This is a genomic window from Gardnerella greenwoodii 00703Dmash, assembly GCF_000263635.1.
Classification (GTDB): domain Bacteria; phylum Actinomycetota; class Actinomycetes; order Actinomycetales; family Bifidobacteriaceae; genus Bifidobacterium; species Bifidobacterium greenwoodii.
On record NZ_ADEV01000009.1, the window covers coordinates 328,024 to 353,921 of the forward strand.

The following is a 25,898-nucleotide window of genomic DNA, read 5'->3' on the forward strand; positions in this document are numbered from 1 at the left end:
TCAAAGATACAATATTTGCGCAATAAATTTTGAGCGTTGTGGATAAAAGGTATTACAGGAAGATAGTGAGCGTTACTAACTCAGTCAACGAACTGAGAAAATAACAGTAATAGGCACAACACTGTTAAAAACTCAGTCAACCAACTGAGAAAATAACGGTAATAAGCACAACACCGTTAAAAACTAAGTCAAGTATCTGAGAAAATAACGGTAATAAGCAAAACACCGTTACTAACTCAGTCAACCAACTGAGAAAATAACAGTAATAAGCACAACACTGTTAAAAACTCAGCTAACAAACTGAGAAAATAACGGTGATTACCTGCCAGAAAGAGTTTGCCAGCGAGATTTGGTTAAAACGCTGCGATGGCGCACGCGAGTTTCGTGCATAAGTGGCACGTCAACGGAAGAATCCACGCAATATGCTTCAAAACCACACTTTTCCTGAACTCGTTTCGACTTATTGTTGCCATCGTAATATCCGCACCAAATAGTCGTCATGTTAAGCCCGTCAAAACCGTACTGAATCAAAGCTTTCGCCGCCTCCGGAATATAACCGTTACCCCAAAAAGGCTTACCAACCCAATATCCAAGCTCACACTCATCATCTCTAGAAGTCATATCCGTATGACCGTTAAGCTTTAGCTCAATACATCCAATCGCCTTGTTACTCGACTTTAAGCACACAGCATAACATTCTTTTGCATTAAGAAAAACATTCTTAATAATAGATTTGCTATCCTCAATACTTTTGTGAACAGGCCATCCTGCAATAGGACCCACATCTGGATCCGTGGCATACTTAAACAAATCTTCAGCGTCATCTTGAGTCCAAGAGCGCAAAATTAATCTTTCCGTTTCGATTATCTGCTTACTCATTTTTACTCACAATCTTGTAAAAAGGTTCGAATTAAGCCATTGAGCAACGCCGTCGTCGTTGTTGGAAGCGCAAACTTCGTCCGCAATCGCAAGCAAGCGCTGGTTACTATTCGCCACAGCCACGCCGTAACCGCCTGCACGGAACATATCGATATCAATAACATCATCGCCAAAAACAACTGTGCGGCTCGTCTTTACGCCCAAACGATCGCAAATAACGTTCAGCGCGTGCCCCTTGTTCGCAAGAGGATTCGTGAGCATCCACAACACGTCTTCGCTAATATGCAGCGAAAAATCGCTCGGAAGAATACGCTGAAGCTGCTCCTTCTCGCAATCTCGCGGCACAATAATAATTTTGTCTGCAATTCCGCGCGGAACGTTAGAAAAGTCGGTAATAACAAAATCTTGCTTACTCCAAAGCATGCGAACGTCAAAATTCGTGTAACGAACGTCGTTCATCACAATACCAAGACGGAGCGTAGGGATTTTATCAAGCAATCGCAAGCACACATCACTCGCAAGCTTAGAATCAAAGCCAAAACGCGTAAGAGTATCAATACTTCGCTGCGAAGTAAGCTCAGAAACAGTGCTGTGAACGCAATCAAAATCAATAAGCGCACCGTTTAGATACGCGCAAACTTGAGCTTTTAAATCGTGAACAAAATCAAAAGCACTTCCAACAGGACGAGCCGTAATAATAGCAAGCGGAATACCAGATTCGTGCAAACGCTCAGCAGCTTGCATAGTTTCGCGGCTTAAAAAGCGGCATTCAAAAGTATCGGAATCGTGAAGCATAGTGCCGTCAAGATCAGCAATTACTAAAGAAGGAGAAAAACGAAGCATTGTAAGAACCTAAATGAATAAACCTAAATAAACGAGACTAAACAAGCGAGACTAAACAAGCGAGACTAAACAAATAAACTAATCTAAATAAACGAATCTAAATAAACAAAAAGCGCACAATCTGCTGACCATGCGCTTTTTAAAGAATAATACTTAAATTAGCGAGAACTTAGTCATTAAGTTCAAAGCTATAATCACAGCAACCCAAATCAGTGCAATAATAACGGTCCAACGGTTCAAATTCTTTTCTGCAACACCAGAGCTACCGGCGTTCTTCGTTAAACCGCCGCCGAACATGTCGGAAAGGCCGCCGCCCTTGCCCTTGTGCATCAAAATTAACAGAGTGAGCAAAATGCTAGTAAGCACAAGCACTACCTGCAAAACGATTTTCAGAGCGGACACAAGTAACCTCCTGTCTTAGAGTACTCGACTAATCTTAATAAGAACCGTTGACCTATAGACGCGATTGAGCTGCGGTGAGTCGCACAATATTCGACAACTCCTCTGCATCCAAAGAAGCTCCGCCAACCAAAAAGCCATCAACATCAGGCTCAGCAATAAGACTTGCAGCGTTGGAAGAAGTCACAGATCCGCCGTAAAGAATACGAACAGTATCCGCCACATCACTTCCAAAAGTCGCGCGCAAATCTTCGCGAATAGCAGACGCCGCTTCCTGAGCCGACTGAGCAGTAGCAACCATGCCTGTTCCAATTGCCCAAACAGGTTCATAAGCAATAATCAAGCGCTTAGCCTGCTTTGCGTCCAAATCGCGAGTTACGTCATGAACCTGACCAACAGCAAAATCAAGCTCAATCCCCTGCTTGCGTTCCTCAAAACTTTCACCAACGCACAAAATTGGAGTCATTCCAGCTGCAAGAACCGCACGTACCTGGTCTACAATATTCGCATCGTCTTCCGGATGATACTTTCGGCGCTCAGAATGCCCAACAATAACCATTGAGCATCCAAGACTTGCAAGCATATCTGCAGAAACATCGCCTGTAAAAGCGCCTTGAGCAGTAACGGAAACTGCTTGCGCTCCGTACAATATTGGTAGACGATCAGACTCAACAAGAACCTGCACGCTTCGTATAGAAGTAAAAGAAGGCATAAGAGCCACTTCGCAATCGCGGCAGTCGTAGTGCACGTCACGCAAGAGCCACGCAAATTTTTGTATAAAATGCGTTGCTTCGCGGTGATTGAAATTCATTTTCCAATTACCTGCGACTAGCGGCTTTCTTTTAGCAACCATAATCACCCTTAAAAGTTGAGGATTGAAGATTAATAGTATTACACAAGATTTTACGCGAAATATTACGCAAGATTTTTAAGCTAATTAGTATTATGCCGACTCCGATTTACAAAAGATTCATAAAATCGAAAGCCGGCATAATCTAAAATATTTAGTTTACTTATGACTTGCGTAAAATTTATTTACGACTTGCGTAAGGCTTATTTACTCAAGCACGCTCAAGCCTGGAAGAGTCTTGCCTTCCAAGAACTCGAGGGAAGCGCCACCACCAGTGGAGATGTGCGAGAAGCCATCTTCCGCAAAGCCAAGATTACGCACTGCGGAAGCAGAATCGCCGCCGCCAACAATGGTGAAAGTACCGTTCTTAGTTGCGTCAACCAAGCCCTGAGCTACAGCACGAGTGCCAGCAGCAAACTCTGGAACTTCAAACACGCCCATTGGACCATTCCACACAACAGTCTTGGAATCAACAATCTTGCTGTGGAAAAGCTTCTGAGAGTCAGGGCCAATATCCAAGCCCATCTTGTCTGCTGGAATAGCGTCAGCTGGAACAACTTCTGGAGCAACAGGAGTGTCCCCTGCTGGGAAGCCAGCGTTCACAACAATATCGGTTGGGAGCACAAGCTCAACGCCGTTCTTCTTAGCGGTTTCAATGTAGCCCTTAACCTTTTCGAGCTGATCTTCCTCAAGCAAGGAAGTACCAACTTCGTGGCCCAAAGCCTTGAGGAAGGTGAACACCATGCCGCCACCAATAACAAGACGATCAGCCTTAGAAAGCAAGTTTTCAATAACGCCGAGCTTGTCGGAAACCTTGGAGCCGCCGAGAACAACGGTCAAAGGACGCTCTGGATTTTCGGTTGCGCGAGAAAGTGCCTTAACTTCCTTTTCAACAAGCAAGCCTGCAGCTGCTGGAAGATCGGCAGCAACATCGTAGTTAGAGCCCTGAGCGCGGTGAACAACACCGAAGCCGTCGGAAACGAATACTTCACCAAGAGACGCAATCTTCTTAGCGTAAGCTGCGCGCTCGGAAGCATCCTTGCTGGTTTCTTCTGCGTTAAAGCGCACGTTTTCAAGCAAAACAACGTCACCGTTGTTCATTGCGGCAACCTTAGCTTGTGCATCCTCACCGTAGGTGTCTGCAGCCAAAGCAACTTTCACGCCGAGAAGCTCACCTAAACGAGCTGCAACTGGAGCCAAAGAAAGCTCTGGAACAACCTGACCCTTTGGACGACCAAGGTGAGCCATCAAAATCACCTTCGCACCCTGCTCGCGCAAAGCCTTAATTGTTGGCAAAGCAGCACGAATACGACCATCATCGGTAATCGTAGTACCCTTGAGAGGAACGTTAAAATCTGCGCGAACCAAAACGCGCTTGCCGCTCAAATCTCCCAAATCTTTCAGTGTCTTCATTGGTATCCTTTCCAGATCTATTGGCTTACCATACTGGCTTAATGCGTTCAAAAAGACTTAAAATCAGCCTAAACATTAACTCAATGCCGTGTGCAATTATACCGCAAGTCTTCAACAATCCCCTATGAGCCACGCAGCTTTGCATCAATGCTTCTGAGAGCATTTATTCCTATTGATTAGCGGCACTAGCATTATTGCTGCCGCACACGCCACGCCAAGAATAATTTCCCAACCTCAAAACCACCCGCAGCTTAATTTCGCTACTCTAGTTGCACTTAGTAAACCATGCACTTTGCGTAACTTTCTGCACGAGTCTATGAGTTTTGTGTTGCGGTTTAGTGTGTTGAGAGGCTGGAAAAATTGTGTTCAGTGCTAAAAGAGGACTGAGAAGCTACATTCTTGAAGAAAGGCGAACACACTAAACTCTTTTGGCAGCCAGAGCGCCCGAAGGACGGGACGCACGCAAACACAAATTTTCTAGTCTCGTCAAAGCAAAAGAACAAGAACGTCAGTCAAAACTCATAGACGTAACTCAAGAACATCACAAGCAAAACAGTTACGCACACAGACCAAGCAAAATCAAAATTAAAGCTGCTGCATGCGCGACTTCTCAACCTTCGCCGAAAGCTGCAAAAGTCTACGAATTCGTCCTGCAATAGCATCCTTCGTAATTGGAGGATCAGCTAAATGACCAAGCTCTTCCAAGCTTGCGTCACTGTGCTCCAAGCGAAGCTTTCCAGCCATCAGCAGATTATCTGGAATATCGTCGCCCAAAATGTCGAATGCGTGACGAACTTTTTCGCAAGCTTCGGCAGCAGCTTTTGCGCTACGTCGCATATTTGCATCGTCAAAGTTTGCAAGACGATTAGCTTTTCCGCGGGCTTCACCGTCTGAGCGCTTGCCTGTCCATTCGCGAGCAGAGCGAGGAGCTCCGATTAAGTTAAGCATTCGTTCGATTGCGTCGGAATCGCGCAATGTTACGCGCTCGGAACTGCGCACTTGGCGAGCTTTAGCCGTAATACCTAAGCGAGCTGCCATAGTTTGCAAAGCGTTTGCAGCTTCGTGAGTTGGGCACACGACTTCCAAGTAGCTTGCTTTGCCAGGATCGGAAATTGCGCCGTGAGCTAGGAATGCACCACGCCATGCTGCCTTAATTTGAGCGATACTTCCGCCGATAATTTCTGGGGCCAGGCCTGCAACAATGCGCATGCGACGGTCAAGTAAACCAGATTGTAGTGCTAATGCTGCAGCACCGTGATCAACAACTACGTCGTAACGAAGAACAGTACCAGTTGGAGTCTGACGCGAAACCTGCGAAATGGTCGCCTCGCGCTGGAAGTGCGTCTTTAAGACCTCTACAAGCCACTGTGCGGAACGCTGAGAGTCAAACTGAGCGCGAATCACAGCTTGGTTATTTACTGGCCTTAAACCGCCAGCAAAGCGCATCATAGCTGCCGCTTGAGCCATAATGACCGTCGGGAGCTCATTGTTGTTGGAAACGAGTTCATTTTTGACGTCGTCAAGAAGAGCCAAGGGACAACCTCCTACTTTTGTTCTTCTTAAAATATGCGTGCTGTTGGATACTCACATGATGCGTTTGAACACGACATGCCCGGCTTTCTGTGATACAGAATACGTTGGACATTTTAGCGTTATTTGCACACGTTTGCATATACTTTTAGCACAAAATTTTTGCGTTTACTAAATTACTTGTTTTATTACTTGCTTTATTACCTACTACCTGCGCTGCAATTCGCGTGCAGATACCGTAACCTGCAAACCGTGCAATCGCAAGCGTCTTGCAAGCTCAATGCTTGTAGCAACTGAGCGATGCTGTCCGCCTGTGCAGCCTACTGCAATCGTAACGTAATGCTTATCTTCTTTAGCAAAACCGTCGATAGCAGTAAGCAGCGCCTTTTCGTAAGAGTCCAAAAAAGCGACTGCTGCAGGATTAGAAAGCACGTAATCGCTTACAGCTTTGTCTTTTCCGGTTAAATCACGAAGAGCCGGAACCCAGAATGGGTTAGGCAAAAATCGCATATCAACCACAAAATCAGCGTCCATTGGAATGCCGTACTTAAAGCCAAAGCTGAAAATATGCACGGCCACTGTGGAAGATCCTTTGCCAAGTAGACCTTCGTAAAGTTTGGTTGAAAGTTGGTGAATACTAAGAGTTGAAGTATCGATAATAATATCCGCGCAATCTTTCAAATGGCTGAGCAACTCTCGCTCTTCTAAAATGCCATCAATAAGCCTTCCTCCGCGCTGCAAAGGATGAGGCCTTCTAACGGACTCGTAGCGTTTAATAAGCACGGAATCTGAAGCATCTAAGAACAAGATTCGCGTTTTTACACCAAGTTCGTCAATATGTGCGAGCACAGCGAATAAGTCATCGAAGTATCCTCGCGAGCGCACATCAATAACTGCAGCAAGCTTATGCACTTTTGAGCCGGATGACGTCATCATATCTACCAGCGGTATAAGCAGTTTTGGAGGAAGATTGTCGATAACGTACCAACCCATATCTTCCAAAGCGTTAGCAGCGTGCGAGCGCCCGGCTCCGCTCATGCCGGTAATCAGCATAACTTCAAAACCGTCTGCTAATTGCATGTTGATTGCGCCGTGAGCATTTGCGTCTAATTCTTGATTCGCGCTATTTTGCGAGCTATTTTGCGCACAATCTTGCGAGATATTTTGCGCACTATTTTGCATATCGCTTTTCGCATCAGCTTGATTTTCGGCGCTCATAATGCCTCCTGTAATGCTTTTCGCATGCAATCAATTAAATCTTTAGGATCTTTAGAATTATCGTAATCTTCGGTCTTGTCAGAATCATTATTAGAAATATTTTCCGCGATTACTTCAGATTTTACTTCAGCTTCTTCTTTAGAATTTCTGTACTCAAACGTCATAAGCTTTACTTGCTCTAAAGCTTGATACAAAAGCATTTCTTCGCCGCCAATCCCCAATCCGTATTGCCTCCACGCGCTAAGAAGCATGCTTGGTCGAGGATCGTACACTACGTCAAGCAGTGTTCCTAGGCTTTTTACGCGCCTATTTTTGCAGTATGCTTTTAGTGCTATTGCCAAGCCGTCTGCAACGTGCGCAGGAACGGTGCTTATTACAATATCTGCTTCTGCAATTGCGCGAATTGCGTCTAAGGAACTTAAAGATTGCAAAATGAGAGATTCGTCACATTTTAATATTTCTTCGCTAATTTTTGGAAACTCAATCCCTATAACCGATTCGTAATTTGCGTCGGTTTCATTGCTTTTCTTTTCACTACTTTCATTTTCGCTACTTTCTAAGCACGGCTCTATGCTTCTGCTATTTGGAGAATCAGCGCAATACGCGCGCAGAAGATTATTAAAACGCTCTACACCTTTTACGCTACCGTCATTTTCAGTTCTAGCAATCACTTTAACCTGCTCAAGTTTTGAGGCTTGCGCGATTTCTATAAGTGCCGCCATTGCTGAAGATGCCGTGTTGCCGCTGCCAATAATAACAGCCTTTTTCACGCCGCTTATGCGCTCGTGCAAAGCCTGAATAAAAGCCATAATTATGCCGCTCACGTCCGTATTGCACAGTTCAATTTGTGAAGGCGAGGCGGCTGCTGGATTGCTTGTAAAAATCGCTGTGTTTGCAACGTTAAGAGTTCTTGACCAGTAGTCGCAAGGAGTGCCGAGTTTCATTACGGTTTTTTTAAGCGGCATTGTAAGGCTTAAGCCTTTCCAAGAATCGTCAAGATTAGATATAAAATCAGCTAGCTCAGCTTCGCTTACCTTTTCTTTGCTGTATTGCCAATTTGTAAGTCCTAAAGCTTTATAAGCAGCGTTGTGCAATACGGGAGATAGCGAGTGCGAAATAGGATCTCCTAAAACTGCACAACGATATATTTTTGACATAATCACTCCTCAGTACGCTAATAAATCTTTTGGATCAACGCAAAAACGCAACTCTCCTGCAGCACGCTTTGCCACGTGATGCGCTACTTCCTTGTGTAATCGGTTCACTAATTCTTGTCTTAAATAAAGCGGAACTCTTACTACAGCTTTTACACGGTCGTCAAAATCGTCAAAATGCTGGTATCTGTCTGTAACAGGCGGATGCATTGGAACAATGCCTAATAATGGAGAAATTGTTGAAAAATCATCATTTTGACTAATTTCGCACCCAAGATTTTCCTTCATTGCCCCAATATTTTCAAGCGCACGCATAACAGCATCGCGCTCTCCCCACACGCATGCTGCAGTTACAAATGGCGGCAAAACAGCCTGTTTGCGCTCCGAAAGCTCGTTTAACGAAAGTTGCGTTGTGTCCCACAAAGTAAGCGCTCTAGACAAAATTGTGTACGTTTCACCAATTAAAAGCACACTTCCGCCGCTAGTTCTAGGAGCGCACAAGCTTGCAGCTTTCATCCAAGCGGTAAGAGTGTCAATTCTGGAATCAAGCCCCGACGCATACAAGCTCACCCAAGTGTCGAGTATTGCCACAACGCCATACGAGCCGCTTTGCGCACCGTTTTGAGATTTAACGCGCGGCTCTGCGCCGGAAGTTGCCACAACAATTACAGGCTTTTTATCTATGCTATGAATAATTCCGTTCGGCTGATGCGGAGAAGAAAGCAAAATAGGCACGTTTCTAAACAATTTTGACACTTCTTGCGCAATACCTGCAGCACCGACGCGTATAGCACGCAGATTAGTGTTTCCGCAATTAGCACAAGACCAATTGACTGCGCTTGCTCCACACCATAAGCATCGAAGGGATTTAATCCCAGCACTAATATCCAAAGGTCCAGTGCAACGCCTGCAACGCGCTTGGTGAAGGCAAGAAGAGCACATTGCAGACTGAGTAACGCCATCTTGAGCAATAGAAAGCAGCACAGGATTTCCGTCTGCAAGAGCCTCGTTTATTGCTCTTACAGCGGTATGCGGTATTCTAGCGCCAATGCTTGGGTCAGCAAGTTTCGACAAAGTTTCTCGATTAAGCCAGCGAACCCACGGAACTATTTTTTCGCGCAATTCTTTGCGCACTGTTACAGGAACGCTACTTCCACTTATATCTTTTGCAACTTGCGTATTGGAAGAATACGAATCTACTTCGCTTTGACTTAACGCGCTTCTAGAATATGCCATTGCTACAAAAACGCCACCATGCTTTTTTGCGCGAAGTCTCATAACGCCACGAGCTTGAGCGTAAGGCATCATTCCGTCTGCATACTGGTATGCGGTATCTTCAACAATAGCGAATAAAGCATCCCCCTCAACCGGAGCATACATTGCAGCGCGCGTTCCAAGCACGCAAGGAACTATTCCGGAAGCTACTGCACGCCAAGCTCTATAACGGTCAGCCGGAGCATCCGCCGCGCAAAGACGCGCAACATCTCCATCGAAACCGCCTGCAGAAAAACCACGGTGATTTTCACTAACGCGCTTATACGGTTTTAATCCGTAAGCCATAAGCGCGCGCATAACGTCATTTACTTCCCTAAGCGTTGGCAAAACAGCAACAGCCTGCTTTCCTTGACTTACAGCCGTTACAATCATCCAAGCTAAATCTTGAGCCATTCTTAAAGAGCCTGCAGGTGCATCAACTACAAAAGATTTAGCATTATTATTTTCGATTTTTTCGCCGTCAAAATCCGCGTTACTAGCTTTTTTAACTAAAGCATCATGCAAAATATCCGCATTTTCGTAAGATTCAATCATTCTATCGAAAGTAGCGATAGAAGAATCAGTTTCATTAGCTTCATTAGATTTATAAGTTTTATTACTGCTTTCCAAAAGCTTTTTAAGATTTATGCACCAATCTTTTCTGCGATGCAAACGTATGCTATCAAAAACTTCCTCATGCTCAACTCTTGCAACTCTTTGAGGCACAGCAAGACGAAGAATATTAGCTATAGTTCCACCATAAGCTTTTGCAATAGCGTCAATATCTTCTCGCAAAGACTTAGAAATCAGCACATCTGAAGGAAACACACGCTCTAAAAATCGCAAAGCAGAAGAAGGAGTATCGCTATTAGAAGAACGAGACCAAATAACGCCTGTAAGCCTTTGCGCACCAAAACGTACGCGCACGAAAGCTCCCGGCTGAGCCGCATCATCTTGATCCTTGGATACTAAATAGTCAAAAGTACGACCTAAATGTGAAGCTTGAACATCTAACATTACGTGAGCAATAGCACAATCGTCTGCAGGAACGCGCGAAACAGCATTACGCTTGCGTTTAGTTTTACGCGCGAATCCGTCTAACGAAGGTTGCTCTGCCATTTTAGCTTCTACTTTTAGCTCGTACTTTTAGCTTTTAGATTCTAAATTAGATTCTACTTAAGATTCTACTTAAGATTTAATGCGGCTAGAAGCTGATCAGTTCTATTCGTTTCTTCCCAAGGGAACTTAACATCTGTGCGACCAAAGTGGCCATAAGCCGCGGTTTTAGCGTAAATTGGGCGAAGCAAATTAAGCTCGTCAATAATTGCAGCCGGGCGCAAATCGAATACTTCACGAACAGCGCGAGCAATATCAGCACGCGTAATACCGTCAGCTTCAGTACCAAAAGTCTCAACGTTTACGCTTACAGGATCCGCAATACCAATAGCGTAAGCAACCTGCACTTCTGCCCTATGAGCAAGACCAGCTGCAACAATATTCTTAGCAACCCAACGCGCTGCATAAGCTGCGGAACGATCAACTTTACTTGGATCTTTTCCAGAAAAAGCTCCGCCGCCATGATGCGCCGCACCACCGTAAGTGTCAACAATAATTTTTCGACCAGTCAAACCAGAATCTGCAGCAGGACCGCCCAAAACAAAAGAGCCAGTAGGATTCACAAGCATACGGTATGAATCGTGCGCAACTTTTTGAGCAAGAACTTCGTCCAACACAGGCTTAACAACATGCTCAACAAGCTGTAACTTAAGCCAATCGCTGGAAACTTCAGAATCGTGCTGCGTGGAAATTAAAACAGTATCCAAACGTTTAGGCGTACCTTTGGAATCGTACTCAATAGTAACCTGAGTTTTCCCATCTGGACGCAAATGCGCAACGATACCATCTTTTCGAACTTTAGAAAGCCTTTGTGCTAAACGGTGAGCAAGATAAATTGGAAGCGGCATTAAAGTGTCAGTTTCGTCACTTGCGTAGCCAAACATAACACCTTGATCTCCAGCACCTTGAGCAGCATAACGCTCCTCGCGAGAAGCAGCACTTTCGCTCTTTGCATCCAAACGAGTAACACCTTGATTGATTTCATCACTCTGCTCGGTTAAAGAAACCATAACTCCGCAAGAATCAGCGTCAAGACCAATAGTGGAACTCGTATACCCAACATTACGAACCACAGAGCGCAAAATTCCTGGAATATCGCTATAAACTTCGCCTCTAACTTCACCAAACACCACAAATTGGCCTACAGAAGCGCAAACTTCTACGGCAACGTGAGCGTGAGGATCTTGACGAAGCATATCGTCCAAAATAGCGTCAGCAATCTGATCGCACAACTTATCCGGATGACCTTCAGTAACAGATTCTGCAGAAATTAACTTAATTTCTTCCACAATCCCCTCCAATACAAATACTCGTAAAGTGAAAAACGCAGCCGCACATCCGAGTTTCAAGCACAGATGATACGACTGCGATTATGCGCATAAAAAGACGCTAAAGCAATAAGTATAAGCTTTATCACTTAACTAATAAATAAATTAATTGCCTTCGCTTAAATCGTCTTCACCAAGCGTCTCTTCAAGCAAGCCTCTATTAATCTCACGGAAAGCAATAGACAAAGGTTTTTCTTGATTTTTATACTCAACTAGTGGGCCAACATTTTGAAGCAAACCTTCGTTAAGCTGCGTGAAATAAGAATTAATTTGACGTGCTCGTTTTGCAGCAAATAAGGCAAGCGCATACTTGGAATCCGCATGTTGCATAAGATCATCAATTGGTGGATTCGCAAGACCCGTAGGTGTTGGCTGAGTGCCTAATGCCATAATATTCTCCAAATTCTATGGTGCCACAATAGTTCCAAAACGCCTATTATAGGCTATAGATTGGATATTGCGGTAAGTTCTATTTATAACTTCTTTATGAACTATTTATAAGCTATTTATAGCTCGTATTCGCGAGCAATAACGTTCCAAAGTTCGTCCGCCGCTCGCTCAGCATTGTCGTTTACAATAACAACATCAAACTCGCTGGCTGCAGCAATCTCAACCTTTGCGGTTTCCAAACGTTTTGCCTGCTGCTCAGGGGTTTCAGTGCCTCTGCCAATAAGACGGCGCTTAAGCTCTTCAAAACTTGGAGGCGCAATAAACACGTACACAACTTCCAAACCAAGCCTAGACGCCTCTTGCTTTACTCGCCTAGCGCCTTGCAAATCAATTTCCAGCAAAGTTGGAATATCCTGCTCAAGATGTTCCAAAACAGGCTGCAGCAAAGTGCCGTAGTGTGCCATGCCGTGAACAAGAGCAGTTTCTAAAAATTCTCCATTGCGTTTACGCCGCTCAAACTCTTCCTCATCTAAGAACCAGTATTGAATCCCGTTAAACTCACCCGGTCTAGGCGCGCGCGTAGTTGCAGAAACAGACAACCAAATATGAGGATGCTTTTCACGAAGTACGCCTTCTACCGTACCTTTACCGGCTGCAGTAGGACCAGTTAATACGATTAGGCGACGCTTAGTCTGTGAAGACTCAGAAGCAGCCGAATCATCTTTGGTAGACATTTCCATCACCTCTCAATTACGCACGTTCGTCTGAATCAATAAGAGCCTGACGAATATCCCACGCTATTCGCTCTGTTGCGGCAGACAGTTCGCCAATACTTGGCCCATGAGACGCAATAGAGCGAGAAACAGTTACCAACACATTACCATGCGTACCGGCAAAAACACGCTTTAAGTCGTTAGCTTCAGCACCCTGCCAGCCGTAGCCTGGGGAAAGAATTGGGCCGGTAAAGCTCGCTACGTCAATTCCGCCGCCATTCATCCAGTCGCCAATAGTAGCGCCAACAATTAAGCCGACTGAGCCCAAGCCCTTAGTTTTATTGTTAAAACTTTGAGCTGTTTGAGCAATTCCGTGAGCTACTGTAGTTCCGCGGTAAGTTCCACTTTGGCGGATTGCAGTTTGCAAGCTTGCGCCTTCGCGGTTAGAAGTTAGCGACGCAATAAAAACGCCGCGACCATTATTAAGCGCTTCGTTAATTAATCCGCCCATTGAGCTAGCACCGTAATACGGAAGAAGCGTAATAGCGTCAGCAAGAAGAGGAGCACCCGGCTTAAAATATGCGTCCGCAAGCGCAGAAATCGTAGTAGACAATCCACCATGGCCACTGTCAACAATCGTAATAACGTCCATTTGACGAGCCGCGTAAAGCACACGTTCAAGCGCTGCGAAACCTTTAGAACCGTAGCGCTCAAACATGCTGGACTGGAATTTTACTGCCGCTGCCCTGCCGTTCATAGCCTGAAGCATGCGCATTGAAAACAGCTCAGCTCCGAGAGCATCCATGTTGTATCCCCAATTAAGCAACATTTTGCGATGAGGATCAATACCAACGCATAGCGGACCATACTTGGCCATAGCGTTCTTCAAGCGCAAGCCAAAATCGGATCGCTGCGCTTGTAATTCTTGATCACGAATGCTCTCGGTCATGTATTAAGCCCGACTTTCTTAACTTTCTGCCTGTTCAATTGCAAACAGTTGTTGAGCATGCTCTTGAATGCTCATCACCTGATAATCGTTGTTCTTAACAGCCTCAATAGCCATTAATACTGGCGCAAATTCGGTAATAGTTGTGAATTGCGGAAGATCTGCTGCAACAGCTGCTGCGCGAATAGCGTAGCCGTCCGTGCGAGACCCTCTTGAATTCGGTGTATTGAGTACCATGTCAATCTTACCATTCTCGATAAGCTCCACAACATTTTTGCCGATTCTTTCGTGAGCATTCCTTCCATTTGACACATCTTTCGCCGTGTCGCCTTGACTAGAAAGCTTGTCTACGATTACAGAATCAATGCCGTAGCGTCGAAGCACAGAAGCAGTACCTTCCGTAGCCCAAATAGTAAAACCAAGTTCTACTAAGCGCACTGCAAGAAGCGGAAGCTGACGCTTATCAGCATCGCTTACAGACACAAACACGTTGCCACTGGTTGGCAAACCGCCCTTGTATGCTGCAAGCTGACTCTTAGCAAAAGCGTGAGGGAAGTCACGGTCGAAGCCCATAACTTCGCCAGTAGAACGCATCTCTGGGCCGAGCAAAATATCAACCGTGCGACCAACAGGAGTGCGGAAACGCTTAAACGGAAGCACGGAAGCTTTAATAGCAACCTGCTGACCTGGGTGAATATCACCACCGTCTCCCTTTGGAAGAAGAAGACCGCGCTTACGCTGCTGGGCGATTGTTTCACCGGCCATAATTCGAGCAGCAGCTTTAGCAAGAGCAACGCCAGTAGCTTTAGAAGCAAACGGAACAGTACGAGAAGCTCGAGGATTTGCCTCGATTACGTACAAAGTGTTTGCCATAAAAGCATACTGAACGTTAATAAGACCACGAACAGAGCAGCCGCGAGCAATCGAAAGCGTACCTTCGCGAAGGCGACGAATCTGATCGTCCGAAAGAGTGCTAGGAGGAAGAGTGCAAGCAGCGTCACCAGAGTGCACGCCAGCCTCCTCAACATGCTCCATAATGCCACCAATATAAAGCTCGTTGCCGTCGTAAAGCGCGTCAACGTCGATTTCAATAGCGTCTTGCAGGAACTTATCAATCAAAAGCGGCGAAGGCAAACGGCCAGAAACAACCGTGTCTGCACGAGCCTCATCCAAAGCGCGATCAACATACTTTGCAAGCTGAGCATCGTCGTACACGATTTCCATGCCACGACCGCCAAGCACGTAGCTTGGGCGCACAAGAACCGGGTAGCCGATTGCGTGAGCCGCATCTTTTGCTTCCTCAAGACTTAAAGCTGTGCCGTAGCGAGGAGCATTCATGCCTTCTTGACGAAGAACCTCACCAAAAAGCTCACGGTTTTCCGCCAAATCAATAGCCTCAGGAGTTGTTCCCAAAATTGGAACTCCTGCAGCTTTAAGACGAGCAGCAAGCGAAAGCGGCGTTTGACCACCAAGCTGCACAATCACACCCTTAACAGGACCAAGCTTCTTTTCTGCTTCGTAAATTTCAAGCACATCTTCGAAAGTAAGCGGCTCAAAGTAAAGGCGGTCAGACATATCGTAATCTGTAGAAACTGTTTCAGGATTGCAATTAACCATAATGGTGTCGTAATCCTTGCCCAATTCCTGAACAGCGTGAACGCAAGTGTAATCAAACTCAATACCCTGACCAATTCGGTTCGGGCCAGAGCCAAGGATAATAACAGCTTCGCGATCACGCTTCTTCAACTCGCTTTCGTCAGCGTAGCAAGAATAGTAGTACGGAGTTGCCGCGTCGAACTCGGCTGCGCAAGTATCAACCGTCTTATAAACAGGGCGCAAACCGTAAGCCCAACGAAGCTCACGAACCATGTTTTCGCCCTCGTCGCCAAGATTACGCAAATGCGCAATTTGAACGTCCGAAAGGCCAGCAAGCTTAGCGCGCTTCAAAACTTTAGGAGTTAAAGTTTCAGCTTCACGAACTGCGAGCGCAGTTTCGTTAATTTGAGCCAGCTGCTCAACAAACCAAGGGTCGATTTTTGTTGCGGCAAAAATCTGCTCCGGCGTTGCCCCGCCCCAAAGCGCGCGCTGAATTTGCAAGTAGCGATGCTCTGTTGGAGTGTGCATTGCTTCAAGAAGCCTGAGTACTTCTTCCTTGCTTGGACGCTCGCCATCCCAGCTAAAGCACGCGTGACGCTTGTCGATTGAGCGCATTGCTTTTCCAAGGGACTCCTGGAAGTTTCCAGCCAAAGCCATTGCTTCGCCAACAGACTTCATGGAAGTTGTAAGCGTGGTGTCTGCTCCTGGGAACTTTTCGAAAGCAAAACGCGGAATCTTCGTTACAACGTAGTCGATTGTTGGCTCGAAGCTTGCAGGAGTTGAACGCGTAATATCGTTTTGAATTTCGTCCAAAGTGTAGCCGAGAGCAAGTTTCGTTGCGATTTTTGCGATTGGGAAGCCGGTTGCTTTAGATGCGAGCGCGGAAGAGCGAGATACGCGCGGGTTCATTTCGATTACGATAATGCGACCGGTTTGAGGGTTGATTGCGAACTGAATATTGCAGCCGCCTGTGTCAACGCCTACGCCTCGAATAATAGCGATACCAATATCGCGCATCTTCTGGTATTCGCGGTCTGTAAGAGTAAAGCATGGAGCTACTGTAATCGAGTCGCCGGTGTGAACGCCTACAGGATCTACGTTTTCGATTGGGCAAACAACTACGACGTTATCTTTTGCGTCGCGCATAAGCTCAAGCTCAAACTCCTTCCAACCTTCAATGCCTTCTTCAATAAGCACTTCGTCTGTTGGAGAATAGTGAATGCCTGCTCCTGCAATTCGGTGAAGCTCTTCTTCGTTATGAGCAATACCAGAGCCGAGTCCGCCCATTGTAAAGCTTGGGCGTACTACTACCGGGTATCCTAAAGTTTCAACAATTTTGTCTACTTCTTCGATTGAGTGAGCAATAAAGGATTTTGCGCTTTCCGCTCCAGCTTTTTCAACGACTTTTTTGAAAAGCTCACGGTCTTCGCCGCGGTCGATTGCTTCCAAAGAAGCACCAATAAGCTCAACATTGTATTTTTCGAGGATTCCTGCACGACCCAAATCCATTGCAGCGTTAAGCGCAGTTTGACCACCAAGCGTTGGAAGAAGCGCATCCGGACGCTCCTTTGCAATAATTCGCTCCAAAATCGAAGTGTCAATTGGCTCAATATAAGTTGCGTCAGCAAGCTCCGGGTCGGTCATAATCGTAGCCGGGTTGGAATTAACCAAAATTACGCGAATGCCTTCTTCGCGAAGAACTCGGCAAGCTTGCGTTCCAGAATAATCAAATTCCGCAGCCTGACCAATAACAATCGGGCCGGAACCAATTACCATAACCGATTTAATATCAGTACGTTTTGGCATAGTAAACTTCTCTTTCCGTAAATCTTAAAATCTTACTTGCTTTTTCGAGTATTACTTGCTTTTTCGAGCGTTTTCGCGCATCAATTGCACAAAGCGGTCAAACAGGTAGGAAGCGTCGTGAGGGCCTGCTGCAGCTTCCGGATGATATTGCACAGAGAACGCTGGAATATCAAGGCATTGCAAGCCTTCTACAACATTGTCGTTCAAGTCAACGTGGGAAACTAGCACGCGACCAAAGTGGCCGTTTTCGTAAGGAGATTGAACAGGTCCGTCAAGAGGAGCGTCCACTGCGAAGCCGTGATTGTGAGCCGTAACTTCCACTTTTCCGGTTGTAACGTCTTTTACAGGCTGGTTAATACCACGGTGGCCAAACTTTAGCTTGTAAGTGCCAAATCCGAGAGCGCGACCAAGCAACTGGTTTCCAAAGCAGATGCCAAAGAACGGATATCCTGCGTCCAAAACTTTACGCAAAAGCTCAACCTCGCGATTTGCTTGGCCAGGATCTCCAGGACCATTCGAGAAGAATACGCCGTCTGCGTTAAGAGCCTGCAGCGATTCGAAGCTTATTGAGGAGCTTACAACATGCACGCGGCAGCCGCGCTCAGCCAAACGGTGAGGGGTCATAGATTTAATACCAAAGTCGACTGCTACAACCGTGTAAAGCGGATCTTTTCCTTCAAAATCACCGCAAGGCTCAATCGTATACGTTTCTTTAGTACTGACTTCATCCGTTAAACGCAAGCCCTGCATTTGAGGAGTCTGCTTAATTTCGTCAACGAAGGAAGCGACGGTACGAAAAGCCCCGGTTGACGAATCAACCAGGGCCCTATTAGAAAAAATGCCGGCACGCATAACGCCTACCGAGCGTAAATGACGTACCAGCTTTCGAGTATCAATACCACTAATGCCAACGATACCTTGCTTTTGTAAATCGTCTTCCAAGGAACCTTCAGCGCGCCAATTGCTAACTACTGGACTTGGCTCCTTAACCACGTAACCCGCAACCCAAATGCGATTAGATTCAGGATCTTCGTGATTCATTCCCGTATTACCTATGTGCGGGAATGTTTGAACTACGATTTGTTGATCATAACTTGGATCAGTTAACGTTTCTTGATAACCAGTCATGCCCGTGGAGAACACAATCTCGGCGCGCGTAGAACCTTGCGCACCAAAAGGCTTACCAACGTAAACCTGACCATCCTCCAACACCAATACTGCATCATCACTGCCGAATCCGGCGAAGGTGTCGTTGTAATCCACCTTAACCCCCTTATGGCTTTAGGATATTCGTGGCAAGTTTACTCAGGTTGGCGGACGGGCGACGCGCCGGCGCGGCGACCTGCTTGAGCGCTCCAAACGCGAGACAAGTTCCCCACGTTTGGAGCAAAACACAACCCAAAACCCTACAAACGCGAGAAACCTACCTCACATTTGGAGCAAAACACAACCCAAAACCCTCCAAACACGAGAAAAGTATCTCACATTTGGAGGGCTTGGTTTAACGTAATAGCTGCAGAGCACAACTGCAAAGCTTATTACTCAGCAGCAGTTTCTTCCGTAGACTCTTCCGTAGCAGCGTCTTCAGTAGAAGCTTCGCCATTAAACTTTGCCAAGCAAGCATCTTTATCTGCCATAATCGCGCTTAGAAGTCCGTGAATAAACGCAATAGCTTCCTCATCGCTATACATTTTTGCGAGCGCAATCGCCTCGTCAATCGCAACCTTGTCTGGAATTTCCTCGTTAAGAAGCATTTCCCACACCGCAATGCGCAAAATATTGCGGTCAATAACAGCCATTCTGCCAACTTTCCAGCCAGTCGAATAACGGTTAAGCGTCTTGTCGATTCTGTTGCGTCGCTCTCCTACGCCTCGAACAATCTCAATAGCGTACTCTGGAAGCGGAGTTTGAGCGCCAGGCTCTTTAACGCGCTCCTCTAGCAAAGAAAGAATAGGCTGATTCTTTTCATCCGCCTCATAAAGCGTATTCAAAGCCCTCTTACGAGCAGTGGAACGTGCCATAATAGCGCCCTTCTGTGTAACGTATAAAAATTACTTAATAAAGTTGTATTAAAAATTACGCGACCCAGTAACGAATAATCGCCACCGGGTCACACTATAAAAATTATTTAGAAATAAATAGCTAATTTAATTAGATAACTAATTTTTTAATTAGATAATTAATTCTTTAGTTTTCGCGACCAAGGTAAGAGCCGTCACGAGTGTCGACCTTCACCTTTTCGCCTTCACCCACGAAGAGTGGAACCTGGATTTCAGCACCGGTTTCCACGGTTGCAGGCTTAGTGCCAGCGTTAGAACGGTTGCCTTGCAAGCCTGGCTCAGTGTGCGTAATGGTCAAAATTACGGAAGCTGGAAGCTCAACGCTCAAAGGAGTGCCGTCATGGAAGCTTACGATGCAGTCGGTGCCTTCAAGCAAATACTTGCTCTGCTCACCAACCAAAACCTTAGGAATATAAACCTGGTCGTAAGTGGTCATGTCCATGAAAACGAAGTTGTCGCCATCTTCGTAGGAGTATTGCAAAGTACGATTATCAACGGTCTCGAACTCCATCTTCATGCCGGCATTAAAAGTCTTGTCGACAATCTTGCCCGAGAGCACGTTCTTAATGGTGGTACGCACAAAAGCAGGACCCTTGCCTGGCTTCACGTGCTGGAACTTAACGACGGTCCAAAGCTGACCGTCAAGGTTCAAAACCGATCCATTCTTAATATCATTGGTAGTCTGTGCCACGAGTTACCCGTTTCTTTCGCTAATAAAGCCGCAATTTTCGCGGCTTAAGAAATAAACCTTGCTTATTATGCCACAAAGCGTCAACTAATTAAAATAACAACTAAAATAACAACCGCATTTAACGCAATTATTTGTTACTCTGATCGTTTTGTTCCGAAGACTCTGAGTTTTGACTACGACCCATTGGAATATAGCCACCTTGATCATCCTTAGGATGTGGAGCATCAAAAGGATACCCATTGCCATCTCTACTTAAAAATCTATCGCTCACTTTTTTAATTCTATCTTCGTACTTGCTTATAACAGCTTTTATTTTTTGATAAGCTTGCTTTAACTCTTGATAATTATTGCTGCTTTTAGCAAGAGCATTGCCAGCATCATTAATAGCATTTTCTAGACTTTTAGAAGCAGCAGCTAAAATAGGCAAATTTTTCGCTTTTTCTACAAGTTCTCTAGCTTTTTTAACAAGATTTAATAATTGATCACCAAAAGCAGTTCTGCTAGTTTTTAGTAAATTCTTTGCATGCGTTTTAACAGAATTAGCATCTTTACGCAAAGCATCCAATGTGTCTGAAAGCTTATTTTCAACTGTTGTAGAATCGTAAGAATCCGCGCCAAGTGGGCATACTGGAATATCATCATTTAAGTCATCATTAGCGTAGCTTAGAGAAGACTCAAAATCATCTGCAGCGTCTTTAGTGGCATCAAAATCTTCATCAAAATCAGCAGCTTTTATATTAGAAGCATCTTTAACATCTTGACTTGATACAATTTTTTTAAGCTCTTCTTTAGCATCGATTACTTTTTTGCGCAATTGAATGCAAATTTTAGAAGGCTCACTTGCTTTTAGATTAGGCTTAGAGTTATTAGCAAATAATGCAAACCATAATCCAGCAACAACTCCGATTGATATAAGAGATACACAAACAATAACAGCAATAGCCTTTTTATCGCTTAACAAGGAGTTGTTTGAATCATCATTAGAAGATCCAAAAATATTTTCTTGCTCATACTGAGCAGGATTATTAAAAGAATCCAAATCGCTAGTATCTTGATATCGATTATCATTGCCTTCCATGTTATAGAGATTATTACAATCTTTTGATATTTTTCAATCACATATAAAAGCATCATTACAAAACATTAATTTATAATTATTTTTACAAAAAAAGAACATAAACTAACATAACTTCCTTTTTTGTTTACATGCGTCTATATAATGAACACGTTCGAACAAAAACGAACATACACATGATTTAACCCAGAAGGAAAACCATGAAGAAACATATATTCGCATCTTGCGCATGCGCAGCAATGATTTGCTCATTAATACCAGTTCATCAAGCCATTGCTAGCGAAGAATTAAACACAGGGTTAACGCAGCAAAAAGAATCTGTTGCGACTAATCCAGAAAACAAAGAAAACAAAGAAAACACACTAAACACTTGGCATGAAGCAAAATATCAGGGATTCTTTGACCCAACTCCTACTGGACTAAAGTGGAAGTTTAATGAATCCACTAACACTCTTGAAATATCAAAAATTAACGGAACAGATTTTGCATCCAACTCAATTGAAAAGATAATTTCATCTAATAAAAATAATCCAGATGTCGTAAATTTTGATACATCTAAAGTCAAAGTCATAAATATTGTTCAATCAGGCGATCAAACTGAAAATGCTGGAAAAATTCAACTCGGCAACGGTGCTAGCAATCTATTTTCAAACTTTGCAAATCTAGAAACAATAAACAATTTGGATTTATTTGACACTTCTAATGTAGAAGATATGTCTGGAATGTTTTCTTCAACACCTAAGTTAAAAAACATTAATGGAACTAAAGACTGGGATACAAGCCGCGTAACAGATATGAGCAGCCTGTTTGAAGATAGCGGAATAAACAGCATAAATCCAATATCTAATTGGGACGTTAGCAATGTTGAAAACATGCAACTAATGTTTAGAAACACAAAAAATTTGCACACAGTTCACGGATTAGACGAAAAGTGGAACACTAACAACGTTACCGACATGACTAGTATGTTCGAAGGTAGCGCAATCGAATCTGCAGACGGCATTAGAAACTTTAAAACGCGCAATGTTCATCATATGAACAACATGTTCTACCAAGCACATAACCTTTCAAACGTTAAGGGAATTACTTGGGACAATACCTACTGCGATGAAGCAACTGGAATGTTTGAAGAAAGTGGATTAACAACTACCGAAGGCCTAGAAGTGTTTACAAACAACAATCTTTCTTCAATGGGAAGAATGTTTATGAACGCCAACAAGCTAGAAGACATTAAAGCGCTTGAAAACTGGGATATTAGCAATACTAACGACATTGGCAGAATGTTTACTGGAACAACTGCGCTTAAAGAAGCTAATCTTGGAAAATGGAAAACTTCTTATGTTGGAAATATTGTTGGTCTTTTTGAAAACAGTGGCGTTAAAAAGATAACTGGCTTAGAAAATTGGGATACAAAAAACATTTGGAATATGGGAAAAGCATTTTCAAATACTCCTAATTTAACGCAAATACCAGGAATCGAAAAATGGAACACTTCTAGCGCAACAGATATGAACGATATGTTTGCAAACTCTTCTGTAACTTCGCTAGATATTTCTAAGTGGGATTTAACGCAAGCTCTTAATATTCAAACTGGTTCATTAAACCAAGGCGTTAAGAACATGTTTGGCGGCAGCAAAATCGATGATATTACTATTCCATCTGGAGTTGACCTTAAGCAAACAAATCTTTCGGCACTTACTGACATTTGGAAAGAAGCAAGCGCACAAGGTGGAAATCTTCGTATTAAAAAAGGTGGATTCTCAAATAGTGCAGAAGAATTAATAAAAAATAACGCAAAATCAAGCGATAATAAGGCTCCTAGAAGATTCTTACGTGGATACTTTATGGCCGCAATAAAGCACGGTGATGCTAGTATTAGTTGCTTGGTTAATACAAATGGAAAGAATAATTTTGTTGATGCAATTGTTAATTGCCAAGATGCAGACAACAAAATAGTTGACTTCCATAATCTAGATACAAACGCAGCAAATACAAGGTTAGCTGCACTGCTCGGATTAAAAGATGAAGTAGTTAAAGATTGGAATAATGGCGACTCTGCTTTTAGCACAGATTTAAAAGATCTTGATTTAACTAAAGATTTTAATTTGACTGTTAAAACAACTGTTAAAACTCAAAGCACTCAAACGGAAAATTCAAACGTTGTTGAGCCTAGCGCAGATGAATCTTTAGACTCTGATTTGGATTATAATTCGGATTCTGACTCTAATTCGGATTCTAATTCAGATTCTGATTCTGATTACAGTTTGCTCAATTTATATAGACTATTAGCTGCGTTCAATCAAAATGACTATAATTATAGCCGTTATTATCAAGCTAGTGCTGCTGCAAAAGCATATTCTGCAGAACCATCTAAAATTGCAGAAGCTAAGACTGCAGAAACTAAGACTGCAGAAACTAAGACTGCAGAATCAGCTCAATCGCAACAAGAAAATCAAGATACTTCTTACAAAGCAGAAATCACCAATAAAACTGCAACAAATAAGAAGCATACCGAGCCAAGCAGCAACTCGAGCAGCAATAAGGCTGATTCCAAAGATTCGCAAAGCAATAATTCTAAAGAAAACAATTCTAAAGATGATGATTCAAGTAAAAGCGTAAATAAAAAGAAGGGCGCACTAAAAAATAATAACTCTATCGCAAAATCAGCCTCTTCAAACAAGAATACGAATGTATTAGCGATTGCTATATTAGTTGTATTTGGTTCTACAATTGCTGGAATTGTGACCTTTATTTTAAAGAAAAACTAAAACATTTGCAATAATCTTCCGCAAAATGTTGTTCTACACGACACGTTTTACAACATTTTGCGGAAAACTCTAAGATTTTTAGATATTTATTAAGCGCCATATTGAAGAAGATATTTAGCAGCGCGCGAAGCTAATTCCTCACTCATTACAGGCTTTCCGTCCTCGCCTTTAATACGCTCGGCAGCGGCGAAAATTTCGCGCACGTTTGCAATTGGCAAAACTGGGAATCCAAACTCCTGCTCTACTGCTTTTACTGCGGAAAGCTCGCTGTCTTTTGTGCGCTCCATTCTGTCTACTGCCAAAATCAAGCCAACAACTTCAACATTTGCTTCCGCTTTAAGCTTTGGCAAAGTTTCGCGAACTGCAGTTCCGGCTGTCATAACGTCGTCAACAAGCAGAACTTTCATGCCGTCTTTTAGCGGCTTTCCAACCATAATTCCGCCGTCGCCGTGATCCTTTCGCTCTTTGCGGTCAAAAGTAAAGCCGACTGGCATATTGTGATTATTTGTTAAAGCCATTGCCGTAGAAACAGCCAGCGGAATGCCCTTATAAGCAGGACCAAAAACTGTGTCAATATCTTGCGGAAGTTTGCCGTCTTCTATTGCAGACATTACGCGCTCTGCGTAGTATGCGCCTAAATTCGCGATTTTCATTCCGTCGTCAAAAGCGCCAGCGTTAATAAAATACGGTGATTGACGGCCAGATTTCAGTGTAAAGTCGCCGAATTTAAGCGCGCCTGAATCAAGCAGAAACTTTGTAAAACGCTCGTCTAATGAAACCATTTTCTTCTCTCTTTCTTTTGAGTATTTTATTTTTGATTGATATTTTAAGATTTTATTAGCGCTTTTATTTGCGATTTTACTTGCGCATTATTCTCGCATTATTCTCGCTTCAGCGCCAAGTCTTTCCTTCGGCAAGCAAAGACGCAAGCTTTGGACGCGAATCAAGCAAATCGTCAAGCTCGCGAGCGATGCGAATAGGAGCAGTAGGATCAACCAGTGCGGCAGCCCCAACTTCTACGGCATTCGCGCCAGCATACAAGTATTCCAAAGCTTTTTCGCCGGAATCAATACCACCAATTCCAATAATTGGAATATCTGGCATAGCTTGACGAACTCTCCACACGAAGCCAAGTCCAATCGGGAAGATTGCAGGGCCGGAAACACCGCCCGTACGGTTTGCAATAATCGGCTCGCCTGTTCGAATATCAATTCGCAAACCAACAAGCGTGTTAATCATGCTAAGAGCGTCCGCACCAGCGTCAACAGCAGCTTTGCAAATCGAAACAATATCCGTCACATTTGGCGTCATTTTTACAATCATTGGCTTATCTGTCATTGCGCGAAGTCGCTTAATTAAGCGGTGTAACGCAACCGGGTCCGTGCCAACGCTCATTCCGCCGTGAGTCACGTTCGGGCAGCTTACGTTAATTTCAAGCATGTCTGCAGAAGAATCCGCGAGCTTTTCCACAACTTGCGCATAATCGTCGTCACTGTGACCCGCAACATTAGTAATAACAAGCGCTCCCATGGACTTTAATTTCGGCAGCTCGTCAATAAGATAATGGTCAACGCCAGGATTTTGCAAGCCGACTGCGTTTACCATTCCAGAAGGTGATTCTGCAGTGCGTGGAGAAGGATTACCCTCCCACGGAACAGGAGACACGCCTTTTGTGCAGATTGCGCCGAGCTGGCTTACGTCGTAAAAGCGTCTGCATGCTGCAAGCTGGAATGTTCCAGAAGCGGTTCCAACCATGTTCTTCCACTTAACGCCTGCAACTTGAGTTGGGTGCTTCCACACGTGGCTTGTATCGAAACCTAAAGTTTCAGCGGAATTTGCGTTATTTACAGAATTATTTGCAGCACTCAT

21 protein-coding genes are annotated in these 25,898 nt (G+C 44.2%); 1 reads left to right on the top strand and 20 read right to left on the bottom strand.

All coding sequences use genetic code 11. The annotated features are described in order from the left end of the window. Positions 1-318: 318 nt before the first annotated feature. From NG78_RS00985 to NG78_RS00900, 18 genes are all read right to left on the bottom strand, one after another. Positions 319-879, bottom strand: a complete 561-nt coding sequence (locus NG78_RS00985; protein WP_004135211.1) for a GNAT family N-acetyltransferase — start codon at positions 877-879, stop codon at positions 319-321. Positions 880-885: 6 nt separating this feature from the next. Then, the gene (locus NG78_RS00980) at positions 886-1,722 is read right to left on the bottom strand and encodes an HAD hydrolase family protein (protein WP_004135213.1); all 837 of its coding nucleotides are present in this window, start codon (positions 1,720-1,722) and stop codon (positions 886-888) included. Between the two features lie 153 nt (positions 1,723-1,875). Beyond that, positions 1,876-2,124: a preprotein translocase subunit SecG gene (gene secG, locus NG78_RS00975; protein WP_004135215.1), complete on the bottom strand. Its 249-nt coding sequence runs from the start codon at positions 2,122-2,124 to the stop codon at positions 1,876-1,878. 52 nt (positions 2,125-2,176) lie between these two features. Further along, the gene (gene tpiA, locus NG78_RS00970; protein ID WP_004135216.1) at positions 2,177-2,974 is read right to left on the bottom strand and encodes a triose-phosphate isomerase; all 798 of its coding nucleotides are present in this window, start codon (positions 2,972-2,974) and stop codon (positions 2,177-2,179) included. Between the two features lie 204 nt (positions 2,975-3,178). Beyond that, entirely contained in the window at positions 3,179-4,384 is a 1,206-nt protein-coding gene (locus tag NG78_RS00965; protein WP_004135218.1) for a phosphoglycerate kinase, read from the bottom strand. 585 nt (positions 4,385-4,969) lie between these two features. After that, positions 4,970-5,917, bottom strand: coding sequence for a DNA-binding protein WhiA (gene whiA, locus NG78_RS00960; RefSeq protein ID WP_019261085.1), 948 nt, complete (start codon positions 5,915-5,917; stop codon positions 4,970-4,972). Between the two features lie 204 nt (positions 5,918-6,121). Then, positions 6,122-6,994: an RNase adapter RapZ gene (gene rapZ, locus NG78_RS00955; protein ID WP_050543432.1), complete on the bottom strand. Its 873-nt coding sequence runs from the start codon at positions 6,992-6,994 to the stop codon at positions 6,122-6,124. Between the two features lie 134 nt (positions 6,995-7,128). Then, on the bottom strand, positions 7,129-8,289 hold the full coding sequence (locus tag NG78_RS00950) for a shikimate dehydrogenase family protein (protein WP_004135223.1): 1,161 nt from the start codon (positions 8,287-8,289) through the stop codon (positions 7,129-7,131). Between the two features lie 9 nt (positions 8,290-8,298). Beyond that, entirely contained in the window at positions 8,299-10,659 is a 2,361-nt protein-coding gene (locus tag NG78_RS00945) for a primosomal protein N' (RefSeq protein ID WP_004135225.1), read from the bottom strand. Positions 10,660-10,724: 65 nt separating this feature from the next. Beyond that, positions 10,725-11,945 (bottom strand): methionine adenosyltransferase, encoded by a 1,221-nt coding sequence (gene metK / locus NG78_RS00940; protein ID WP_004135226.1) that lies wholly within the window; start codon positions 11,943-11,945, stop codon positions 10,725-10,727. 144 nt (positions 11,946-12,089) lie between these two features. Beyond that, entirely contained in the window at positions 12,090-12,374 is a 285-nt protein-coding gene (gene rpoZ, locus NG78_RS00935) for a DNA-directed RNA polymerase subunit omega (protein ID WP_004135230.1), read from the bottom strand. A 116-nt stretch (positions 12,375-12,490) separates the two neighbouring features. Continuing rightward, positions 12,491-13,108 (bottom strand): guanylate kinase, encoded by a 618-nt coding sequence (gmk, locus tag NG78_RS00930; RefSeq protein WP_004135231.1) that lies wholly within the window; start codon positions 13,106-13,108, stop codon positions 12,491-12,493. Between the two features lie 16 nt (positions 13,109-13,124). Beyond that, positions 13,125-14,036, bottom strand: coding sequence for an orotidine-5'-phosphate decarboxylase (pyrF, locus tag NG78_RS00925; RefSeq protein WP_004135233.1), 912 nt, complete (start codon positions 14,034-14,036; stop codon positions 13,125-13,127). An 18-nt stretch (positions 14,037-14,054) separates the two neighbouring features. Beyond that, the gene (gene carB / locus NG78_RS00920; RefSeq protein WP_004135235.1) at positions 14,055-17,435 is read right to left on the bottom strand and encodes a carbamoyl-phosphate synthase large subunit; all 3,381 of its coding nucleotides are present in this window, start codon (positions 17,433-17,435) and stop codon (positions 14,055-14,057) included. Positions 17,436-17,486: 51 nt separating this feature from the next. Then, positions 17,487-18,698: a glutamine-hydrolyzing carbamoyl-phosphate synthase small subunit gene (gene carA, locus NG78_RS00915; protein ID WP_004135237.1), complete on the bottom strand. Its 1,212-nt coding sequence runs from the start codon at positions 18,696-18,698 to the stop codon at positions 17,487-17,489. Positions 18,699-18,973: 275 nt separating this feature from the next. After that, a complete protein-coding gene (gene nusB / locus NG78_RS00910) occupies positions 18,974-19,456 on the bottom strand; it encodes a transcription antitermination factor NusB (protein ID WP_004135239.1) in 483 nt (160 codons plus the stop codon). Between the two features lie 166 nt (positions 19,457-19,622). Then, positions 19,623-20,186 carry an elongation factor P gene (gene efp, locus NG78_RS00905; RefSeq protein ID WP_004111770.1) on the bottom strand — a complete coding sequence of 188 codons (564 nt, stop codon included), beginning with the start codon at positions 20,184-20,186 and terminating at the stop codon, positions 19,623-19,625. Positions 20,187-20,313: 127 nt separating this feature from the next. Further along, positions 20,314-21,264 (bottom strand): hypothetical protein, encoded by a 951-nt coding sequence (locus NG78_RS00900; RefSeq protein ID WP_004135241.1) that lies wholly within the window; start codon positions 21,262-21,264, stop codon positions 20,314-20,316. Between the two features lie 197 nt (positions 21,265-21,461). Between NG78_RS00900 and NG78_RS00895 the strand changes: the two genes are divergently transcribed. After that, positions 21,462-24,029: a BspA family leucine-rich repeat surface protein gene (locus NG78_RS00895; protein WP_004135243.1), complete on the top strand. Its 2,568-nt coding sequence runs from the start codon at positions 21,462-21,464 to the stop codon at positions 24,027-24,029. Positions 24,030-24,118: 89 nt separating this feature from the next. On the opposite strand, the gene pyrE is transcribed toward NG78_RS00895, so the two are convergent. After that, positions 24,119-24,811 (bottom strand): orotate phosphoribosyltransferase, encoded by a 693-nt coding sequence (pyrE, locus tag NG78_RS00890; protein WP_004135246.1) that lies wholly within the window; start codon positions 24,809-24,811, stop codon positions 24,119-24,121. A gap of 109 nt (positions 24,812-24,920) precedes the next feature. Continuing rightward, a complete protein-coding gene (locus tag NG78_RS00885; RefSeq protein WP_004135248.1) occupies positions 24,921-25,898 on the bottom strand; it encodes a dihydroorotate dehydrogenase in 978 nt (325 codons plus the stop codon).